Annotated in this window: 16 protein-coding genes and 1 pseudogene; 10 read left to right on the top strand and 7 right to left on the bottom strand. The window is 58.0% G+C overall.

The genetic code is table 11. The features are described from left to right. Positions 1-56: 56 nt before the first annotated feature. From FFI16_RS12050 to FFI16_RS12030, 5 genes are all read right to left on the bottom strand, one after another. On the bottom strand, positions 57-842 hold the full coding sequence (locus tag FFI16_RS12050; protein ID WP_138817651.1) for an HNH endonuclease: 786 nt from the start codon (positions 840-842) through the stop codon (positions 57-59). Then, positions 839-3,196, bottom strand: coding sequence for an AAA family ATPase (locus FFI16_RS12045; protein WP_138817652.1), 2,358 nt, complete (start codon positions 3,194-3,196; stop codon positions 839-841). Before FFI16_RS12045 ends, FFI16_RS12050 begins: the two co-directional genes overlap by 4 nt. A 138-nt stretch (positions 3,197-3,334) precedes the next feature. Then, positions 3,335-6,391 (bottom strand): efflux RND transporter permease subunit, encoded by a 3,057-nt coding sequence (locus tag FFI16_RS12040; protein ID WP_138817653.1) that lies wholly within the window; start codon positions 6,389-6,391, stop codon positions 3,335-3,337. Positions 6,392-6,400: 9 nt separating this feature from the next. Then, positions 6,401-7,513 carry an efflux RND transporter periplasmic adaptor subunit gene (locus tag FFI16_RS12035; protein WP_178112735.1) on the bottom strand — a complete coding sequence of 371 codons (1,113 nt, stop codon included), beginning with the start codon at positions 7,511-7,513 and terminating at the stop codon, positions 6,401-6,403. A 94-nt stretch (positions 7,514-7,607) separates the two neighbouring features. Beyond that, positions 7,608-9,188, bottom strand: a complete 1,581-nt coding sequence (locus tag FFI16_RS12030) for an efflux transporter outer membrane subunit (protein WP_138817655.1) — start codon at positions 9,186-9,188, stop codon at positions 7,608-7,610. A 257-nt stretch (positions 9,189-9,445) separates the two neighbouring features. On the opposite strand from FFI16_RS12030, the gene FFI16_RS12025 reads away from it, so the two are divergent. From FFI16_RS12025 to FFI16_RS11985, 9 genes and pseudogenes are all read left to right on the top strand, one after another. Next, complete coding sequence (locus tag FFI16_RS12025; RefSeq protein ID WP_138817656.1) at positions 9,446-10,417, top strand: ABC transporter substrate-binding protein; 972 nt, start codon at positions 9,446-9,448, stop codon at positions 10,415-10,417. Further along, entirely contained in the window at positions 10,414-11,721 is a 1,308-nt protein-coding gene (locus tag FFI16_RS12020; RefSeq protein ID WP_138817657.1) for an LLM class flavin-dependent oxidoreductase, read from the top strand. The genes FFI16_RS12025 and FFI16_RS12020 overlap by 4 nt, the downstream gene beginning before the upstream one ends. Before the next feature lie 118 nt (positions 11,722-11,839). Further along, entirely contained in the window at positions 11,840-12,238 is a 399-nt protein-coding gene (locus FFI16_RS12015; RefSeq protein ID WP_138817658.1) for a cytidine deaminase, read from the top strand. 54 nt (positions 12,239-12,292) lie between these two features. After that, positions 12,293-13,558: a NupC/NupG family nucleoside CNT transporter gene (locus tag FFI16_RS12010; RefSeq protein ID WP_017135630.1), complete on the top strand. Its 1,266-nt coding sequence runs from the start codon at positions 12,293-12,295 to the stop codon at positions 13,556-13,558. 10 nt (positions 13,559-13,568) lie between these two features. Further along, complete coding sequence (gene deoA, locus FFI16_RS12005) at positions 13,569-14,876, top strand: thymidine phosphorylase (protein ID WP_138817659.1); 1,308 nt, start codon at positions 13,569-13,571, stop codon at positions 14,874-14,876. Then, positions 14,873-16,105: a phosphopentomutase gene (locus FFI16_RS12000; protein ID WP_138817660.1), complete on the top strand. Its 1,233-nt coding sequence runs from the start codon at positions 14,873-14,875 to the stop codon at positions 16,103-16,105. The genes deoA and FFI16_RS12000 overlap by 4 nt, the downstream gene beginning before the upstream one ends. 33 nt (positions 16,106-16,138) lie before the next feature. Next, positions 16,139-16,336 (top strand): annotated as a pseudogene (locus FFI16_RS11995) (AAA family ATPase); the annotation flags it as partial. Positions 16,337-16,468: 132 nt separating this feature from the next. Further along, on the top strand, positions 16,469-16,768 hold the full coding sequence (locus tag FFI16_RS11990; RefSeq protein ID WP_138817661.1) for a hypothetical protein: 300 nt from the start codon (positions 16,469-16,471) through the stop codon (positions 16,766-16,768). A gap of 84 nt (positions 16,769-16,852) precedes the next feature. Then, entirely contained in the window at positions 16,853-17,434 is a 582-nt protein-coding gene (locus FFI16_RS11985; protein ID WP_138817662.1) for a DedA family protein, read from the top strand. A 178-nt stretch (positions 17,435-17,612) separates the two neighbouring features. Here FFI16_RS11985 and FFI16_RS11980 read toward each other — a convergent pair whose 3' ends face one another. Beyond that, positions 17,613-18,452, bottom strand: a complete 840-nt coding sequence (locus FFI16_RS11980) for a DUF2971 domain-containing protein (protein ID WP_138817663.1) — start codon at positions 18,450-18,452, stop codon at positions 17,613-17,615. Positions 18,453-18,538: 86 nt separating this feature from the next. Then, complete coding sequence (locus FFI16_RS11975) at positions 18,539-19,282, bottom strand: FRG domain-containing protein (protein WP_138817664.1); 744 nt, start codon at positions 19,280-19,282, stop codon at positions 18,539-18,541. Between the two features lie 356 nt (positions 19,283-19,638). Here FFI16_RS11975 and FFI16_RS11970 point away from each other — a divergent pair, with 356 nt between their 5' ends. Beyond that, positions 19,639-20,127: a DUF4019 domain-containing protein gene (locus FFI16_RS11970; protein ID WP_138817665.1), complete on the top strand. Its 489-nt coding sequence runs from the start codon at positions 19,639-19,641 to the stop codon at positions 20,125-20,127. Positions 20,128-20,172 lie beyond the last annotated feature (45 nt).

Raw genomic sequence — 20,172 nt, 5'->3', positions numbered from 1 at the left:
AGGTAATCGTCCAGAGTTTAGCGAGTCGCGCAATCTTGTCAGCGGCGCGCTAACGGCTAATTCTTGAGAGGTGCCGCGTCCACACCACTTTTGTCCAATTGCAGCTGTAGAGACGCGTTCAGCCCGTTACGGAAAGCCTCCAAATGCGGTAACTCGCCGCTTTGGTGCCGATCTTGAAATTGCTGAATACCGATAACGGCTTCTGCCAGGGTTGGGTTGTTGCTATAAAGATTTTCGCGAGCAGCAATGATGTAGAGCATTTCCCGGCACAGGTGTTTGCCCTGTGAAGTATGCCCCGTGTAGGTCACGTTGCTGGCGTGATTGCTTTCCCTTCGTTCATAACTGACGTGCTCGGCGTAGCGGTGAAAACGTGCGTGATAGAAATCAGTGCACATTGCTGCTGTCGGGTAGTCGAGCTGACTCAGTGCGACGGTGCTCCAGTTAGATGTCTGCTTCAGTTGGTTACAGTCGAAACAGGCAACAGCCAAATTCCAGAAGTGCAAAGAAAATTGTGGATAGTGGACTTTGGGCAGAATGTGTTCAATGGGCTTGGCATGGGCGATATTGAGTAACCAGCGACGACAGTAGCAGCAGCGGTTGCCTTGCAACTCAATCACAAATTTTCTAAACGCTTGCTTGATCAGGGGCCCCGTCACGCCGCTGGCCTTGGCTTCATTGTGAGTTGAAAGCTCCTTCCAAACATCGGCCTTAAGGTACGAGTACCTGTTGAGCGTGCGCAAAAAGGTCACGGTATCTTTGATATGACTGTCGACGTCATGCGCTCGCAGTAGATAGGCATTGCATTGGGCCTGTTGTTCAACATCGGTCAGCGTCGCGCTCATTGTTGCTTGTCTTTTTTGGCACGTTCAAACAATTCGTTGATGGCTGCTTGCGCTTGCTCAATCAACGTGAGGTCTTGCTGGTAACGTTGATTACGTTGAGCGCCGGCAGTTTTCTCAAGTGTATCTCTCAAGGTTTTGAGCGTTTGGATCAGTTTCTTTTTCTGACGGTGTTCGACCTTGCCTGGCGAATTGGTCACTTGGATAGCCCGCGACACGAGTACCGCACAACGTTCGCTGACCTCACTGTTATCTGGGGTATAGGTTTTGAAACCGTCAAGCAAAATAGACTCCACGGAGTGCCGCTGATGCGCAGGAATGGGGATGAGTAAACGATCCTTAGTCAGAAAACAGTGGCTGATTGCGTCGCGTGCATTTGCGATTATCAGCGGGGAGTGCGTAGCAATGACCAACGAGCAGCCAAACGCTTCAGCGACAAGTGACAGCAAGCTTGGCAGTTGCTGCTGCCAACTCACATGTAAGCTGATTTCAGGCTCGTCGATGAGGAAGACGGTGTGAGAATTGGCCTTGGCGCATACTTTGATTAACAGTGAGAGCACCTGCTGCTCTCCAGAGCTCAAGTCACTGAAAGGCGCTACCGGGTGACCTTCTTTTTGCAGTATGCCCGGCTCATAGAGCGTATCCCCCGTGGACACGGTTACCCCTTCGTAGAGCTCGAAGCTGGAAATGCCACGCTCCCAGTCCGTGATCGGGTTGTGCGGATCGCTGACGGGAACGAGATAGTGGCGATGTTTGAAAGCAAGCAACTGCAGTGCTTCGTTGAATATATTCAGACGATAAGGTTCTTGATAGATAGCGTATAACGCTTGCCCCAGTCCGTGCAGCCAATCCAATTGGAATGGATCATCGAGATGGCGACGTGCGCCTTGATACTCAAACAACGGCGCCTCAGACGACTCGACGGGAAACCGGTCTATAGCGCCGAACGCAATACCGACCGAGTTGAGCTTTGCCTGCCCAAGATCGTCGATCAGGTCTCTCAGCAGCAAGCTTTTACCCGTTCCATTGTTGCCAATAATGTATATGCAACTGGGGACTGTCTTTGGCCCGATCAGTATGTCCCGCAGAAAACTGCTTTCTGGTCTGTAGAGTTTTAGATCGAACGCCTCAAACATCAGATGTTGGCGTGCTGTGATCTCCGTGGCGCGCAGAACCGTTTCGATGGGAAACACACGGCATAGGCCAGGGAGGTTTCTGTAATGATGTTTGAAATGATTGAGCACCTCCGGGACGAGCGGGCTATCGAAGCTTTCTTTTAAGAACCTTTCATCGATTTTGTAGTGGGATGACCGCCACCGTTTGACGATTGCGGCAGATACCCCGGCAAGCTCAAAATAGCCGGCGTCTTCTTGCATGCGCGTGGCGTTGATGCACAGCGTTTCGCCGGCGTTCTCGCGGTCTTTATCAGTGTTCAACAGCCATGCCGTGAACTCAGTGCCGTTCTCGAACGCGTCCTTGCTCGGCAGATCAATAACAGCTTCCAACAGATTGTGCTCTTCAAAGTGAGCACGCAACGTGTCGGGCAACGCCCGGCTTTGGGCGCGATCAACAATCACAAGCAAAGAGTCGCTGAGCGCTCCTTGTTTTATCAGCTGTTCCAAGGTTGCAAACACCGAGTTTTGAGGCTCCAGCAGCTGGGCGCCATCCAGCAACGTCATGTCATCGGTTTCAACTTCTGCCAGCGGCTGCAATGACAGGCCACGCACCTGTAAGCGCAGGCTGATCAAATCTTGATGTTTGTAGGGGCAACCGTGCAGTTCTCGATAAAACGTTTCGACGTCTTTTTTCAGGACTTGGGCGGTGACAGACGCTGCACCGCTGTAAGGGTAGGTTTCAATGAGGCGTGTGTTTGTCTTGCAAAGGCTAACGGCGAGTAATGCCACCACGTGAGAATGGAACAGGCTGATTTGATAGTCTTCAGTTAACACCCGACGCAGCATCACGTCGAATACACGCCGGGCGAAGCCCGTCTTTCGAAATATACGGGGTTCGAGATACTGGAATTGGTCCATCAGTTGGGTAAGTACGTTTTCTGACAGCGCCTCAATCAACCCCTCTCTGGCTGCGAGGCCGTTATTGTGGTGTTCGATCAGGCGAGTCATGCCCTCAACCACGTCCGCAACGGTACGTCGAACAAAGATTCGTTCCACGTCTGTTTCATCACTTTTATAGGCTGTCTGAATCAGATAGGTGACAAAATACAGCAGCAGTGCGTTGAAACGATCTGGCGTTAAGTCGGTGTGTACTGAACGAAATGAATGAAATAGCTTGTTGGCGTGAATATTTCTTTCGTTGAGCTGCTCCATTTCATCGAGCCGTTCTACTTCATCAACCATACCTAGTCCCTTAGAGGCTTAAACTCAAAAAAGGGCGTCAGTGTATGTCATTTTGCCTTCACTGTAGGATTCCATCCTTTAACCGATAGGTTAATTTGTCTCCACGAAGTCCCGAGGCCATTTGCCAATTCACTCTAGTCAAATGCTGTGTCCCGCATGTGAATGATCAGCTTCCTGGTGATGCGTCTCGCCAATAAACATATACATCGCCGGCACCATAAACAGCGTCAGCAACGTGCCAATCGACAACCCGCTGAAAATCACCAGGCCCATATCATGCCGCCCCGCAGCGCCGGCGCCCGAGGCCCACACCAGCGGCACCACGCCCAGCACCATGGCGGCGGTGGTCATCAGGATCGGCCGTAGCCGCACCGCAGCTGCTTCTTCAATCGCCTCACGCTTGCTGTAACCGGCGCGCTGCAATTCGTTGGCAAACTGCACGATCAGGATCCCGTGCTTGGTGATCAACCCCAGCAACGTCACCAAGCCGACCTGGGTGTATACGTTGATCGAGGCGTAGCCCATGGTGATAAACGCCAGCGCGCCGAACAGCGCCGGGGGCACCGAGAACAGAATCACCACCGGGTCGCGAAAGCTTTCGAACTGGAACGCCAGGGCCAGGTACACGATCAGGATCGAGAACAGCAGCAACCCTACGAAGCCGCCAGACTCCTGGATAAACTGGCGCGACTCGCCGGAGAAGTCCGAGGTGTAGCCCGAGGGCGCCACGTTGGTGAGGATGGTATTGAGTTTGGCCAGCAACTCGCCCTGGGCCACGCCACTGACGCCCGACAGCGTTGCCGAGTTGAGTTGCTGGAAGTGGTTGATCGATTCCGGCTGGGTCGAGGTCTCGATATGCGCCACGGTGCGCGCCTGGATCATGCTGCCCGAAGGCGTTCGGATGTAGTAGTCGAGGATCTGGTCGGGGTTGAGGCGATCCACCTGCAATACTTGGGGAATGACCTTGTATGAGCGCCCGGCGGTGGAGAAGTAGTTCACGTAGTTGCCGCCCAGTGCCGACGAAAGCGCGGCACCAACATCGGCTTGGGTCATGCCCAGCGCGGCGATTTTTTCGCGGTCCACCACCAGCTTGGCTTGGGGTTTGTCGAGCTTCAAGTCCATGTCGGAGAACCAGAACAGCTGCTGTTTCTGTGCCTCGGCCATCACCGCCTGCGCCACTTCATTGAGGTTTTCCACCGAGTCGGTGGTGGTAATCACAAACTGCACCGGCAGCCCTTGGGCGCCCGGCAGCGACGGCAGCGGGAAGGCTGCAATGGTGGCGCCCGGCACCTGGTTCCACTTCTGCTGCAAATCCAGAATCAGCTGGGCCTGGGAGCGTGTGCGGTCGTCCCAGGTTTTAAGCAGCACACCGCCCAGGCCCTGGTTGAGCGCGGGCAGGCCGGTGAGCTGGAACATCTGCGCGTATTCCGGCTCTTTATTGGCGATCTGGAAAGCCTGGTCGGCAATCCGCTCCATCTGCTGCGGCGAAGCGGTCGGCGGGCCCTTGATCTGCATGAACACCAGCCCTTGGTCCTCGGTGGGCGACAGCTCACTCTTGGCAGTCATGCCACTGGCGGCCACCAGCAAGAACAGCACAAAACCAAAGGTCACCAGCACCGGCCAGATATTCAGGCCGCCCGCCAGCACGCGGTGGTAACGCTTGCGCAACCAGTCAAAATATTCATCGAGCTTGCGCGCGAAACGACCTTCCTCTTGCCCGGATTTGAACAGCTTGGAGGTCATCATCGGTGACAGCGTCAGCGCGACCACGGCTGACACGGTTACCGCACCCGCCAGCGAGAAACAGAACTCCTTGAACAATGCGCCCGTCAGCCCGCTGCGCAGCCCGATGGGCACATAGGCGGCAATCAGCACCACGGTCATCGCGATGATCGGGCCACCCAGCTCCCGCGCCGCCACCAGCGCGGCCTCCAGCACGCTTTTGCCTTCTTCCTTGATATGCCGGTCGACGTTTTCCACCACGATGATCGCGTCGTCCACCACCAGGCCGATGGCCAATACCAATGCGAGCAAGGTCAGCAGGTTGATCGAATACCCCAGCAGGTACATGACAAAGAAGGTGCCGACCAGCGACAACGGGATCGCCACCAACGGCACAATCACCGCGCGAAACGAACCGAGGAACAGGTAGATCACCACCGACACAATGATCATGGCCTCGACCAGGGTCTTCACCACCTCATAAATCGAGGTATTAATGAACGCGGTGGAGTCATACACGATTTCGCCGCGCACACCGGCCGGCAGTTGCGATTGCAACTCGGGGAAGGCCTCGCGCACGCTGCTGGCGACGGTGAGGATATTCGCAGTGGGCGCCGCCTTGATGCCGATAAATACCGAGCGCTTGCCGGAGAACGCCACGCTGCTGTCATAGCTTTCGGCGCCGAGGGTGACGGTGGCAACATCCTCCAGGTACACCAGTGCATCGCCTTTCTGTTTGATCACCAGCCGCTTGAACTCATCGACTGTGTGCAAATCGGTGCCGGCGGTGAGGTCGACCGTCACGGTTTGCCCGCGCGTGGAGCCGACGGCCGACAGGTAGTTATTGTTGGCCAGTGCCGTGGACACGTCTTGCGCGGTGACGTTATGCGCCGCCAGTTTGTCCGGGTCCAGCCAGGCGCGCAGGGCGAATTGGCGCCCGCCGAGGATCTCGGCGGTTTGTACGCCCTGGATTGAATCGAGCTTGGGCTTGACCACTCGCACCAGGTAGTCGGTGATGTTATTGGTGGGCAGCGTGTCGCTGTAAAAACCCAGGTACATGGCATCGGTGGTTTGCCCCACAGCGATGGTCAGCACCGGTTCCTGGGCTTGCGCCGGCAACTGGTTTTTGACCGAGTTGACCTGGGTGTTGATCTCCGTAAGGGCTTTGCTCGCGTCGTAATTCAGCCGCAGCGTGGCGGTGATGGTCGAGATGCCGGTGATGCTCGACGAAGCCAGGTAGTCGATACCTTGGGCCTGGGCAATCGCTGACTCCAGCGGCTGGGTAATAAAACCGGCGACGGTGGAGGCGTCGGCACCGTAGTAGGAGGTGGTGATGGTGACCACGGTATTTTCGGTGCGCGGCCATTGGTTCACCGGCAATTCAAAGATCGAGCGCAGCCCCAGGATCAAGATGAACAGCGACACGACGATGGCCCACACCGGTCGCTGAATAAAGGTATCGGTAAGCTTCATGGGACACCTTTAATGTTCTTGGGGAGTCGGCGCCGGGTCGTTCAGCGGCGCGGCGCTGTTATCGACCTTCACCGGCGAGCCGTTCTTGAGCTTCATCTGGCCGCTGGTGATCAACAGGTCGCCTTCTTTGACCCCGGACAGGATCGCGACTTGATCGCCGCGAGTCGGCCCGGTCTTGATAAAGGTCTGTTGCGCGGTGAGCACCTCGTCACCCTTGTCATTCTTGCTCGACGTGGCAATGAACACCGTGGTGCCATACGGGTTGTAGGTCACCGACGTTTGCGGCACGGTGAGGTAGCGTTGGGTGGCGCCCGAGTTGACCACGGCACGCGCAAACATGCCGGGCACCAGGTTTTGCTTGGGGTTTTCCACGGTTGCTTCAACGGTGACGTTGCGCGTGGTGGTATCGAACTGAGTGTCGATGGTGCTGATGCGGCCCTTGAACGTCTGGTTGGACAGGCCGTCAGCTGTTACCGCGACGCCCTGGCCAATGGCAATGGCTTCCATCTGGGTTTGCGGCACGCTGAAATCGATGTAGATGGGATCAAAGGTCTGCAACGTGGCGATTTTGTCGCCTGGGTTGAGGTATTGGCCGGGGTTGACGCTGGTGATGCCGATGCGCCCGGCAAAGGGCGCGCGAATGGTCTTTTTCGCCACCAGCGCGCGCTGCTGTTCGGCGGCGGCAAGCTTGGCCTTCAAGTCGGCGGTGTCGGTGTCTACCTGGGCTTGGGAGATGGCGTTGACCGCCAGTTGCGCCTTGTCGCGCTTGAGCACGATCACTGCCAGATCGGCGGTGGCCTCCAGCGAATGCAGTTGTGCGATATCCGAGTCAGCATTCAACTGCACCAGCAGTGCCTGGGCCTCGACCTCCTGGCCAGGTTTGAAGCCGATGGTGCGCACAATGCCGCCCACTTCGGTGGTCACATCCACGCCGCGCACTGCCTTCATGGAGCCCACCGCCGACACGCTGGGTTGCCATTCGCTAAATGGCACCTGCATGGCCGTCACCACAGCAGCCGGCAAGGGCTGTTTGGACTGGGCGATCAGCGCCGAAATCTGCACGAACTTCACCCCGGCAATGATCGCGACAATCACCAGCACCACCACGATCATGATCAGCATCGGCCGCCACAGTCGCCGTTTGCGCGGGCCATTGGGGGCCAGTGGTGGGGCAGAGACAGGGGTGACTTCAGCCATGGGGTTTCTCGCTGTTGATTCAGTTGAGCCGCGCGGCATCGGCCGGCGCGGCTTTGCTCTTGGCCGGCATGATTTCCTGCCACGACGGCAGGCCAAAGCGATCCGGGCGGCCTTTGGTGTCCGGGTTTACATCCGTACGGTTCCACCAGCCGCCACCCAAGGCCTGGAACAGCGCCGTGGTGTCGCTGTAGCGCGCGGCCTGGGCCTTGACGCGTGACAGTGCAGTGTTCTGATAGGTCTGCTGGGCCGTGAGCAGGTTGATGTAGGCCACTGCGCCAAGGCGAAATTGGGCCTGGACCAGATCCAGGCTGGCCTGCGCGGAGCGTTCGGCCACGACCTGCTGGTTGAGCGCGTCGGCGTCGGCTTCCAGCGCCCGCAGTGCGTTGGCCACATCCTGGAAGGCGGTCACCACCGTGCCGCGATAACGCGCCGCCGATTCGTCGTAAGCGGCCACGGCTGCGCGTTTGCGGTGTTCAAGCGCGCCGGCGTCAAAGATCGGCTGGGTAATCGAGCCCGTCAGGCTCCACACGCCGGAGCCGGACGAAAACAGCTTGGTCCCGCTTGCCACCGTGGAGCCCAGCGAGCCGGTAATGCTGAACTGCGGCAACTGGTTGGCGACGGCCACACCGATATTGGCGCTGGCCTGATGTAGTTGAGCCTCGGCAGAACGCACATCCGGCCGCTGGCCGACGATGGCCGAGGGCAGGCTCACCGGCAGTTCTTCGGGCAACCGTAAAGACGCCAGGTTGAAACGCTCGCCCTGGTCCTGATTGGGAAAGCGCCCCAGATAGGCCATCAACTGATTGCGCGTTTGCGCCAATTGCTTTTGCAACGGCGGCAAGGTCGCACGGGTTTGTGCCAGTGCGGTTTGCTGGGTCAGCACATCGGTATCGCCAATGGCCCCCAAACGCCGCTGCGCTTGCAGCAGATCCAGCTGACCGCCTTGCAGACGAATGATTTCCTCGGTCGACGCGATTTGATCACGCACAGACGCAAGGCTGATGGCGGTATTGACCACATTGGCGGTCAGGGTCAGGTAGGTCGCCTCCAGCTGGAAGCGCTGGTACTCGGCCTGCGCCGTGGTCGACTCGATTTGCCGGCGCGTACCGCCAAACACATCCGGGGCATAGGACACGCTCAGCGACGCAGAACTGACCGTGAGTATTGGCGATTCCGGCACGCCGGAGGTGACCCCCGAGACTTTCTCTCGCGCTTTCTGCACATTGCCGCTCACTGATGGGAACAACGACGCCTGGTCGGCGTAGACCAGCTCGTTGGCCTGGCGCAAGGCGGCTTGCGCGGCGCTCACATCCGGGTTGGCCTTCAAGGCTTCTTCAACCAGTGCGTTCAAGGCGGGCGAACGAAACAGCGTCCACCATTGGCCGGGGATATCCATGCCGGCGATCAGCCGCTGCGCGGCGCCACCGGTGGCGATATCCGCCTGGGCAGTGGTGGTGAGTGTTTCTTTTGCATAGTCGGCGTTCGCAGCCACATCGGGGCGGGCGAAATCAGGCCCGACGGTGCAGCCGGCGAGGGCGATGCACAGCAGGCTCAAGGGAGCCAGAAGGGAGGACACACGCTGCCGAGGCTGCTCTTTCATGTTGACTCTATTAATCAGTTGGCTAACTGTTTTTTTGTTGAGCAATGAGTGCAGGTGCATCAGGGTCGCTGGACTCAAACCAGTGTAGGTGGTGCCGGGCGCTATGCAATGTCGGCCCTTGAGTTTCGGCTGCATCGATGGCTATAAAATGCATATTTAGCATTTTTATAGAATTAGGATATGCATTATCAGTATTTTACACCGCGTGATCAGTCCCTCATCTTCTCCGTCCTTTGAACAGGCCTTTGGAGAAAAATGTGCGTTACCTGACAACACTGGCGGCTGGCATGACTGCCGCCTTGCTCTGCCTGACCGCCCACGCGCAAACGCTGGTGGTAGGCGACCAAAGCTACAACGCCCAGGCCGTGATGGAGGCGGCGGGGGTGCTCAATGACCTGCCTTACACGCTGGAATGGAAGCAATTCACCGCCGGTTCGCCCGTCGCCGAAGCGCTGAATGCCAACAGCCTGGACATCGGCCTGCTGGGGGATGCGCCGGTATTGTTCCTGGGCGCACTCGGCGCGCCGATCAAGGTGATTGGTATCAGCCGGCAGAACCTCGAAGGCGTGGCGATTCTGGTCAGAAAAGACTCCTCGATCCACAGCCTTGCCGACCTTGCCGGCAAGCGCGCGGCCATCTGGAAAGGCTCCTGGAGCCAGCAACTGTTGATGACGGCGCTGGACAAAGCCGGCGTGCCACGTGACTCCCTGGAGCTGCGCTACCTCAGCGCCCTGGATGCTTCCCATGCACTGGAAGGCGGCTCGGTTGATGTGATCGCCACCTGGGAACCTTACGTTACCCAGCAGGAACGCCAAGGCGCGCGGGTGCTGGCCACGGCTGAGGGGTTGATTCCGGCGCAGAGTTTCATTGCCGCCAACACCAAGGCCGTGGAGAGCAAACGCGCACCCATCAGCGACTTTTTGCAGCGCTTGAAGAAGGCCCGCGACTGGACACGCCAAAGCCCGGCCAACGCCGACGCGTATGCGGATGCCTGGGCCAAACGCACCCGCGCCGATGCCGACATCGCCCGCGCCTGGTTTGCCCGCGCGCGCACCACGGTGGAGCCGGTCACGGTCCAATCGCCGGTCGAAGCGCAAAAGACCGTGGACTTTTTTGCCAGCCAGGGCCTGGTCAAATCCTATTCGGCGGCCAGCCTGTTCGACGATTCATTCGCAGCCGCCTTGCAACCCGCCGTGGCCACATCGCTTCAAGGAACACTGAACAAATGACTAAAAGACAGCTAAAACTCGGCGCCCTGACAATGGGCTGCGGCGGCCCCGGCCGCCACAACCTGTGGCTTGACCCCGAGTTACCGGCCGATGCCAGCGTCAATGTTGACTGGTACATCGACATCGCCCGCCAGGCCGAGGCTGCGTTGTTCGACTTGATGTTTATCGTCGACAGCCAGTTCATCACGCCCGGCTCGCCGTCCCATTACCTCAATCGCCTGGAACCGCTGACGCTGCTATCGGCGTTGGCCGTCAGCACACGGCATATCGGTTTGGTCGGCACGCTGACAACGTCCTACAACTCGCCGTACAACGTGGCGCGCCGCTTGGCCTCCCTGGACCTGATCAGCAAAGGCCGCGCCGGCTGGAACGTGGTCACCAGCGGCGATGCCGGTACAGCCGGCAATTACAGCCGCGACGAGCATTACGACTACGACACCCGCTACGGCCGCGCCGCCGAACACGTCCAGGTGGTGCAAGGCTTGTGGAATTCCTACGAGGATGACGCCTTCGTGCGCGACCGTGCGACAGGCCAGTTCCTCGACCCGAGCAAACTGCACAGCCTGAACCACAAGGGCGAGCACTTTTGCGTGGTCGGCCCGCTGAATATCCAACGCTCGCCCCAGGGCCAACCAGTGATCTTCCAGGCCGGTGACTCAGAACAAGGCCGCGACCTCGGCGCCGCCACCGCCGATGTGATCTTCACCCACGCCGCCAGCATCGAACAGGGTCAGGCGTTTTACCGGGATATAAAGGGCAGGGCGCTGCAACACGGGCGCGATCCGGAGCAATTGCTGGTAATGCCCGGCGCGGAAATCTATGTCGGCGACACCGACGCGCATGCACGTGAAATAGAGCAGCATTACCACCAGGCCGACCATAGTTTTGAGCTGGCACTGAAGGAGTTTGGGCGCAATTTCGGCTGGCATGATTTCAGCCAATACGATTTGGATGCGCCGTTTCCCCAGGAAAGCCTGGAGGCGGCGCGCAGCAGCTTTTTTACCAATGCCAAGCGCATTGCTGATCAGGCGCGGGAGAAGGGGTTTACCTTGCGTCAGGCGGTGGAATTCGGCCGGCAACTGCGGCCGGGGGCGTTTGTGGGGGCGGCGGATACTGTGGCGCAAAAAATGGCGGATTGGCTGGAGGCGCGGGCGGTGGATGGCTTCAATATTTATATTGGGCATCCGGGCCAGTTCAACCGTTTTACGCAAGAGGTCATACCGCTGTTGCAGGAGCGAGGTGTGTATCGCACGGCGTATGAAGGCACGACCTTGCGCGAGAGCCTGGGGTTGGCAGTTGCATAATCGTTCATGGGCAAAAAATAAAGATTGAGTATTCACATCAAATGTTATTTTAATAACACCCATAAGAGCGCCACGACCTCCCTGGACGTGTGCGCAATAAAATGGGATGACCCTGTGAATGACAATTGAACAGCGTTTGATGGAGCAGGCCAAGCGGGCGGCCGAGCGTACGTATTCGCCTTATTCCAAGTTTCCGGTAGGCGCAGCGTTGCTGACCGCCGACGGCGAGGTCATACAGGGCTGCAACGTGGAGAATATCTCCTACGGGCTGACCAATTGTGCCGAACGCAGCGCTTTGTTCAGCGCTATCAGCCAGGGCTATGCGCCTGGCAGTTTCAGGGCCATCGCTGTTTACGCACCCAACGTTTCACTGATAAGCCCTTGCGGTGCCTGCCGCCAGGTGATGCTGGAGTTGATGGCCAAGGATGCAGTGGTGATATGTCAGGGCAGTGACCCGGCCGCCACCCGCACCTGGACCCTGGCGCAATTGCTGCCGGGCGCCTTCGACGCTTTCTAATCCTGGGCAGGCCCACTGGCCTGCGTCCGCTTGGTCCCTTGTTGAGACGCCTGCATGATCAGTCTTGTCGGAATAGCGACCCTTATTGTCATTGCCATTGCTTTATCCCACCAGCGACGCTCGATCAACTGGCGCACGGTCTCGGTAGCCTTTGTAATCCAGGTTTTGATCGGCGCGTTCGCGCTGTACGTGCCCTGGGGCCAGACGGTGCTCGCCGCACTGTCGGGCGCGGTAGCCTCGCTGCAGCTCTACGCCAACAAAGGCATCGAGTTTCTGTTCGGCGGCTTGAGCTCGCCGCATATGTTTGAAGTCTTCGGCAATGGCGGGTTTGTATTCGCTATCCGGGTGCTGCCGATGATTGTGTTCTTCGGCAGCTTTATCTCGGTGCTGTATTACATCGGCGTGATGGGCTGGATTATCCGGCTGGTGGGCGGCGGCCTGCGCCTGTTGCTGGGTACCAGTCGCGTCGAGTCGATGGTGGTCACGTCGGCGATTTTCATTGGCCAGTCGGAGGTGCCGCTGGTGGTACGGCCGTTCATTGCCAAGCTGACGCGCTCTGAGTTGTTCGCGGTGATGGTCGGTGGTTTTGCCGCGGTGGCAGGCTCGGTGCTGCTCGGTTACGCCGGGCTTGGGGTGGAACTCAAGTACCTGATCGCGGCGTGTTTCATGTCGGCGCCGGGGGCGTTGTTGATGGCCAAGCTTATGGAGCCGGAAACCGAAGCGGCGCGTACCGACGAGGTGATTGAAGAGCTGGGGCAGGCCGAGAATCGGCCGACCAATATCATCGACGCGGCGGCTGAGGGCGCGCAGGTCGGCTTGCGCCTGGCCTTGGCGGTGGGCGCGATGCTGCTTTCGTTTATCGCGTTGATCGCCCTGTTCAACGGGCTGCTGGGCTGGGCGGGCAACTGGTTTGGCTACCCGCAGCTGACCTTGCAACTGGTGCTCGGCCACGTGTTGGCGCCGATCGCGTTTCTGCTCGGGGTGCCGTGGCATGAGGCGGTGCTGGCCGGCGGTTTTATCGGCGAAAAACTGGTGCTCAACGAGTTCGTCGCCTATGCCGACCTGGCCAATTACCTGACCGCGGACAAGGCCGCCGCAGCCGGGGTGCCGCTGTTGTCGGCACACACCCAAGTGATCGTCACCTTCGCCCTGTGCGGCTTTGCCAACCTGTCCTCGATTGCGATTCAACTGGGCGGCCTCACGGGTATCGCCCCGCAACGGCGTCAAGAACTGGCACGGCTGGGCCTGCGGGCCATGATCGGCGGCACGCTTTCCAACCTGATGAGTGCGGCGATTGTCGGCTTTTTCATTTCGCTGTAAGGAGCACAGTATGTGGTTGCCACAAGAAGTGATTCGCCGTAAACGCGACGGGCATGCCCTGGCCGCAGTGGACATTCAACAATTTGTCGCCGGTATTGCCGACGGCAGCCTTAGCGATGGGCAGGTGGCGGCGTTCGCCATGGCGGTGTTCATCAAGGGCATGGACGTGAGCGAACGCATCGCTTTGACCGAGGCAATGCGCGACTCCGGCCAGATACTGCAATGGGCGCTGCCGGGGCCGATCGTCGACAAGCATTCCACCGGCGGCGTCGGTGACATGATCAGCCTGCTGCTGGCGCCCTTGCTGGCGGCCTGCGGCTGTTACGTGCCGATGATTTCCGGGCGCGGTCTTGGGCATACCGGCGGCACCCTGGACAAGCTCGAAAGCATCCCTGGTTACGACTGCCACCCCAGCACCGAACGCCTGCGCGCGATAGTGGCTGAAGTCGGCTGCGCGATCATCGGCCAAACGGCCAACCTGGCGCCGGCGGACAAGCGTTTGTACGTGATCCGCGATGTCACCGGCTCGGTGGAGTCGATAGACCTGATCACCGCGTCGATCCTCGGCAAAAAACTCGCCGCCGGCCTCGATGTGTTGATCATGGATGTGAAGACCGGCAACGGCGCCTTCATGGCCGAGCCGCAACAGGCCCAAGCACTGGCCGCGAGTATCGTCGCAGTGGCCAACGGCGCCGGGGTCAATACCCGCGCCCTGATCACCGACATGGACCAACCACTGGCCCGCAGTGCCGGCAATGCCCTGGAAGTGGCGGAAGCGGTAGCCCTGCTCAAAGGCGAGGTGCGCAGTGAACGCCTGTGGGCGGTGACGTTGGCGCTGGCCACCCAGGCACTGACGATGGCCGGCCTGGCGAGGGACGAGGCTCAGGCCCGTGATCAATTGCTTCAAGCCTGGCAGAGCGGGGCGGCCTTGCAGCGATTTGAGCAGATGGTGGTTGCGCTGGGCGGTCCGCAGGGTTTTACCGACACGCCCGATCAACATTTACCCAAGGCGGTCGTGTCGGTGCCGGTGTGGGCCGAGGAGGAGGGCTGTGTCACCGAGATCGACACCCGTGCAGTGGGTTTGGCGGTGGTGACATTGGGCGGTGGACGCAGCCATCCGGACGATGTGCTGGACCTGTCCGTGGGCTTCAGCGAGCTGGCCTTTGTCGGCGAACAGGTGAATGCGAAACGGCCCCTGGGATGGGTGCATGGGCGTACGCCAGAACAGGCCGAGCAGGGCGCATCCGCCTTGCGCGCAGCGTATCGGCTAGGCGATGAACGCCCGGCCGCGCGCGAATTGATCCAGGCAATCCTATGAGCAAGGCCATCGTATTAGTGCTGGACTCGTTGGGCATCGGTGCCAGCGCCGACGCCGCGCTGTTTGGCGATACCGGCGCCGACACCTTGCGCCATATCGCCGAAGCCTGTGCCCGTGGTGAGGCCGATGGTTTATTGCGCCGCGGACCTTTGACCCTGCCAAACCTGGGCCAGCTGGGATTGGGCGCCGCAGCGGCGGCCAGTGGCAATGGCCCGTTGCCAGGCAACTGGGGCGACGCTGCACCGATTGGCGCCTACGGCCATGCGCGCGAGCAATCATCCGGCAAGGACACGCCGTCTGGGCATTGGGAAATGATGGGCGTGCCGGTGTTGTTCGACTGGGGTTATTTCGAGCGGCCGACCGAGTCCTTTCCACCGCAACTGCTGGCCGACCTGATTGAGCGGGCAGGGTTGCCGGGTATCCTGGGCAACTGCCACGCCTCGGGCACCACGGTGCTGGACGACTTGGGTGAATTGCACATCCGCAGCCAGCAGCCGATTTGCTACACCTCGGCCGACAGCGTGATGCAAATCGCCGCCCATGAAAGCCATTTCGGCCTTGAAGCGCTGTACCGGGTGTGTGAAATCGCCCGTACCTTATGTGATGAATACACCGTCGGCAGGGTCATTGCCCGACCCTTCACCGGCGAGCACGCAGGCCAGTTCCGGCGCACCGGCAATCGCCGCGACTACACCGTGCCGCCGCCGTCAGCGACGCTGCTGGATCGCCTCTGCGACGCCGGCGGCACCGTGCATGCGGTGGGCAAAATCGGCGATATTTTTGCTCACAGAGGCATCAGCCGCTTGTACAAGGCCGATGGCAACGATGCGCTGTTCGACGCCACGCTCAAAGCCTACCGCGAAGCGCCAGACAACAGCCTGGTGTTTGCCAACTTTGTCGATTTCGACATGCTCTACGGGCACCGCCGAGACCTCGCCGGCTACGCTGCCGCGCTGGAAGCCTTCGACCGCAGGCTGCCGGAATTACTGGCGCTGATGGACCCACAAACATTGCTCATCATCAGCGCCGACCACGGCTGCGACCCCTCGCGGCCGGGCAGCGATCATACCCGTGAACATGTGCCCGTCCTGGCTTATGGCGCAGGCGTGGCGGCGGGTTGGCTGGGCGAGCGAGCCAGCTTTGCCGATATCGGCCAGACGCTGGCGGTGCACCTGGGGTTGGAGCCGTTGGCATTGGGCACGTCTTTTTTGCTGAGTGAGCCATGTTAAGGTGCTCATCACTTGTCCATCATTACGTGAAGCATGAATTGTCCATTATTTGTCTCCCTGGATGGCCCCAAAGGCACCGGTAAAACCACGCTGTTGGAAGCCGTCACCCAATCACTGCGGGCAGGCAACAAAAAGGTGATCCGCCTTTGCGAGCGAAAAAGCGATCCCTACAGAGCTGAGACCATGGCCCTGGTTAACGCTCACGCCAGAAACCCCACCGATGATTCGGAGTATTGAGCAGGCGACGGCGCAGGTGGTTGCTGAGATTTATGCCGTATTAGCGCGGTGAGATTGCACACGCTTGGAACGACCCATTGTGCCTTTGAGTCTACCCATATCTACTCATTGGTGAGGTACAGCGCAATGGATAAGACAATCACTCTGGATCAACTGGCTACCACCGACCTCAGGTCCATCAACGAGATATGGCTGGGCGGCACTCATACCCAGCTATGCCTATGGCGTGGCGAACAAGTCTTCACTCACGAGATGATGAGCGAAGGCACCCACGATCAGAATGTCCAACGCCTGTGCTTGCAGCTGGTGAACCCCGACGATCAAGCCGCAGTGGCCAGCGTTGAGTTAATTGTGCGCGAACGGCTGAAAAAGATCGGGAAGGAGGGCGAGTTTTATCCCGCGGAGGAGGCCGATTCTCATCAATAAGAAGTGCTCAAATCGATCAAGGGAAAGATCTATTTCTGCCCATTAGTACTGCCGCTATTGCCTCCACCGGATTCAGGAATGCCCATGCTCGAACATCTCGACCTCAACGCGTTGATTGCAGTCTACGGCTACTGGGTAATCTTCGTGGGCTGTCTGCTGGAAGGCGAAACAGTTTTGATCCTCGGCGGTATGGCTGCACACCAGGGCGCCCTGCAATGGCTGCATGTAATCGGCTGGGCCACTCTGGGCGGCATACTCGGCGATCAGCTATTGTTCTGGACAGGACGTTATTTCGGGAGCCGCCTGCTGCCCAAACTCAAGCGTCACCAGTCCGCTATCGAACGGGTAGAGGGCCTTATCCATCGCTACCCCCTGACCTCTGTATTCGCCGTACGCTTTCTCTACGGAATGCGCTTAGTGGGGCCCATGGTAATAGGTGCAAGCGGCCTGGCGCCCTGGCGGTTCGCCTTGATCAATGTGCTGAGTGCGGCAATTTGGGCCACTCTGTTCGTCAGCGCAGGCTACTGGGCCGGCGAGGCCTTACAGCATTTCTTTGGCGACCTGAGGCCGTATCGCCTGCCGATCTTCATCGCAGTGGTAGCACTAGTGACCCTTGCGGCGCTGGTGCGGTATTTGCGCCGCCGAACCAAGGCGTCGCACCGCTGAGGTAGTGGCATAAGCCAACAGTCACGACCAAAAAGGCGTTGCAACGTGGGCAGCAGACGCGATCGGTGCAGTCGCTCTGCTCGTTCTAGACCGTCTCTTTCGCCGCTGAGCTACGAAGGTAGAACGTTCCGTCAGGGGCGTTCCCTTTTGCGTTTATCGCCCCCTGGTGCGCGTGAGTTCAATTGCTATTGGCAGATAGACGATATGTGCCCAAAGAGCGCTTGATTTTCACATCCGGAAGTCCGTATTCGGCTAACAAATGCTGGACGTATTCATCGGTTTTTTCATAGCCGGGGCCGAGCACAACCTCTTTGATGGAAGGGATGCTTTGAAAGTCCGAGCGAATTTTATGAAAGGCTGAGTCGCCAAAATCGCTCGACCTTTTGGAGATTTCGTATGGGTCGTTATATTTATTGATCTCGATGAATCCTCGCGTTTCGCGTTCATCCTCGAAAAAGTCATTTTTATACAGCGTGCACAGTCTGACCAGCAGACTTCCGAACATCTTTTTTCTTAATTCCAGAATGGGTGGACGTTCTTCTGGTGGCACATCACTGCGTACAGAAAACACCCGCCTGACGTTATGGCGGATGATTTCCTTGTAGTTTTCTTCTGAATAAATTACAGAGTTGAATTTCACCTTGCCATTGACAGGATCCATTTTTTGCAAATAGCGAGAAAAAAGGTGGTGGTTTTCAATTTCGTGGGTGTTATAGCCAATGGCCGCCCCCTTGCCATTATCCCCATAGCCGCGCCACATGCTCAGGCAATCGCCGTGATTAGAAAAAGAGCAGATGAGTATCATGAATTGATCGCTCATTCGCTCTGGCGAGATCTCACCTAGAATGGAAGCGAACTGTGGGAATTCGCTTGTTATAAGTTCGTTAGCGATCCTGAATCCAGCAGCGTATTCGTCCCAATCATTCATATTCCGCAGGTCAGAGAACCAGAGCTCCTGACTCGCAAGCATTTTCTCGAAAGTTTCAGCTGTCGCGTAGCGGTATGCAATTTCGTTCATTGGCGATGAAGTCCTATTCAGTTGGCGCTAGATACCAAGGCTCTGGGGGAGGGTGGAAGCGGCGAACACCCTCGTTTCCAGCCTTGTTAAAAACTATTGATTCGCTCCTGCAGGTCTTTAGCGATGCCCTCCAGGCCCGGATAGATGAAGGCATGTGTTATTCCGAAAAGCGCAAGCTCCCGCTTCATATCCATCCTGGCTTCAAAAGGAATGCTGTACTTGATAATCCGTCCCCATTTCAATGGTTTAAATGGATTCTGTTGAACCGAGAAAAGGCCACCTTGAGAAGCAATTCTCGGTGTCACATGACTCGCGAAAAACAAACCGTCACTTTCGAACGGCTTTAAAGCGAGCGTATCAAGTGGAGGGTGCTTGACCCGCATGACATAAAATGCAGCTGAGCCATTGAATTTTTCGGTACTCAATTGTTCTCTTCTCAGCCAGTTGTCATCAATCATTTCGCCCACTGCGAAATACAGAGCCACAAGCGGATTTGTCGTCCAATCCAATAGGCGTGTAGGCAGGCCATTATGCTGGGCTAGCGCCAGCCAGTCCCATTCCGAATCTGGCACAGCGGTGAGGTAAGGTCTGGCCGCAGCCTTGAAACGCTGCAATGCCTCGCGCTCGTCCACGATGGTTACCGGATATCGCAGATCAAGAACCAATTTTCCATCTTCGGACGGGACTGGTTGCGCCACCAATCGGGCAATTTTTGGTTTCAACGAGTAGTCACTTCGTCGTTCACCCCGAAAAAAATAGCCTTCATCCAGCGCTATGTCGCGAAGCACATCACGCAGTTCTTCAAATGACCTTAGCGTTCGATTTTCCAAGTCCGTTTCCTGATAGTTGAGGTAACGCGGATTTTATACATTCCCGACGAAAGCATGCAGGTTGAAATGCAGTGTTGGTGAAGGGCTGCGTGATTCATCAAGGTCGGAGCTGAAAGGGATATGGCCTGATACATAATTTAACATAATATACATTATGCGTAATATCATGTTACGTAATCAGCAGCAGTACGCGTCAGATTTTGAGCCAGCGTCCCCAGGCTTTTGATCTTCTCACTGACCGTTGCCTCCCGACTGCCACGTCGCCGCAACCGCATCGTTTTCATCCACCACATGGCAGCGCCTTCACGCATGATCTTTACTCGTCCCAACGCCACCCGTGCTCAAGGAAGATCTGCATGAAGCTTTATGCTGCCGTATTGCTTAGCGCTGCGTTGCTTGGCGGCTGCGATGTCAGTTTCAACAAGCCGTCGCCGAAGGTCGTCGCGTCTGATCCAGGAACACCGCAACAGCAACAACAGGTATTCGACACCGCCGTAGCGTTTCTCATGTTGCTGGATGCCGGCGAACCTGCGAAGACCTGGACCGCCGCCAGCCCGGTTATGCAGGCGAAAACCTCTGAGCTGGCGTGGGTTGCCGGGCTTAAAACGTTGCGTCTAGGACTGGGTTCGTTGCAGGCGCGCAAGCCCGAGACCATTGGCTTTATCGTTGACCTGCCGGATGCGCCTGCAGGACGCTACGCAGTGATCGAGTTTGCCTCGACGTTTGCCACCGCCACCGTCAAAGAGAAAGTCATCTTTCGAGACGACGACACGCGCTGGGGCGTCGTAGGCTACTTCGTGCATAAGAGCGTCACGTTTGGCGGCGATGACAAGAAGGCGCCTTAGCCCTACTGCGAATCTTTTATTCAAATTTTATATAACTCAACTAAA

This window comes from Pseudomonas sp. KBS0710 (assembly GCF_005938045.2).
GTDB lineage: Bacteria > Pseudomonadota > Gammaproteobacteria > Pseudomonadales > Pseudomonadaceae > Aquipseudomonas.
Note: the sequence above shows the minus strand (reverse complement) of the source record. Positions and strands in the feature narration are given on the sequence as shown.

Excerpts from the sequence above, each read along its gene's own strand:
- FFI16_RS12035 (WP_178112735.1), bottom strand. The coding sequence starts at position 7,513 with ATGCTGATCATGATCGTGGTGGTGCTGGTGATTGTCGCGATCATTGCC.
- FFI16_RS12045 (WP_138817652.1), bottom strand. The coding sequence starts at position 3,196 with ATGGTTGATGAAGTAGAACGGCTCGATGAAATGGAGCAGCTCAACGAA.
- FFI16_RS12020 (WP_138817657.1), top strand. The coding sequence starts at position 10,414 with ATGACTAAAAGACAGCTAAAACTCGGCGCCCTGACAATGGGCTGCGGC.
- FFI16_RS12000 (WP_138817660.1), top strand. The coding sequence starts at position 14,873 with ATGAGCAAGGCCATCGTATTAGTGCTGGACTCGTTGGGCATCGGTGCC.
- FFI16_RS11990 (WP_138817661.1), top strand. The coding sequence starts at position 16,469 with ATGGATAAGACAATCACTCTGGATCAACTGGCTACCACCGACCTCAGG.
- FFI16_RS11985 (WP_138817662.1), top strand. The coding sequence starts at position 16,853 with ATGCTCGAACATCTCGACCTCAACGCGTTGATTGCAGTCTACGGCTAC.
- FFI16_RS11970 (WP_138817665.1), top strand. The coding sequence starts at position 19,639 with ATGAAGCTTTATGCTGCCGTATTGCTTAGCGCTGCGTTGCTTGGCGGC.
- FFI16_RS12015 (WP_138817658.1), top strand. The coding sequence starts at position 11,840 with ATGACAATTGAACAGCGTTTGATGGAGCAGGCCAAGCGGGCGGCCGAG.
- deoA (WP_138817659.1), top strand. The coding sequence starts at position 13,569 with ATGTGGTTGCCACAAGAAGTGATTCGCCGTAAACGCGACGGGCATGCC.
- FFI16_RS12030 (WP_138817655.1), bottom strand. The coding sequence starts at position 9,188 with ATGAAAGAGCAGCCTCGGCAGCGTGTGTCCTCCCTTCTGGCTCCCTTG.
- FFI16_RS12010 (WP_017135630.1), top strand. The coding sequence starts at position 12,293 with ATGATCAGTCTTGTCGGAATAGCGACCCTTATTGTCATTGCCATTGCT.
- FFI16_RS12040 (WP_138817653.1), bottom strand. The coding sequence starts at position 6,391 with ATGAAGCTTACCGATACCTTTATTCAGCGACCGGTGTGGGCCATCGTC.
- FFI16_RS11980 (WP_138817663.1), bottom strand. The coding sequence starts at position 18,452 with ATGAACGAAATTGCATACCGCTACGCGACAGCTGAAACTTTCGAGAAA.
- FFI16_RS12050 (WP_138817651.1), bottom strand. The coding sequence starts at position 842 with ATGAGCGCGACGCTGACCGATGTTGAACAACAGGCCCAATGCAATGCC.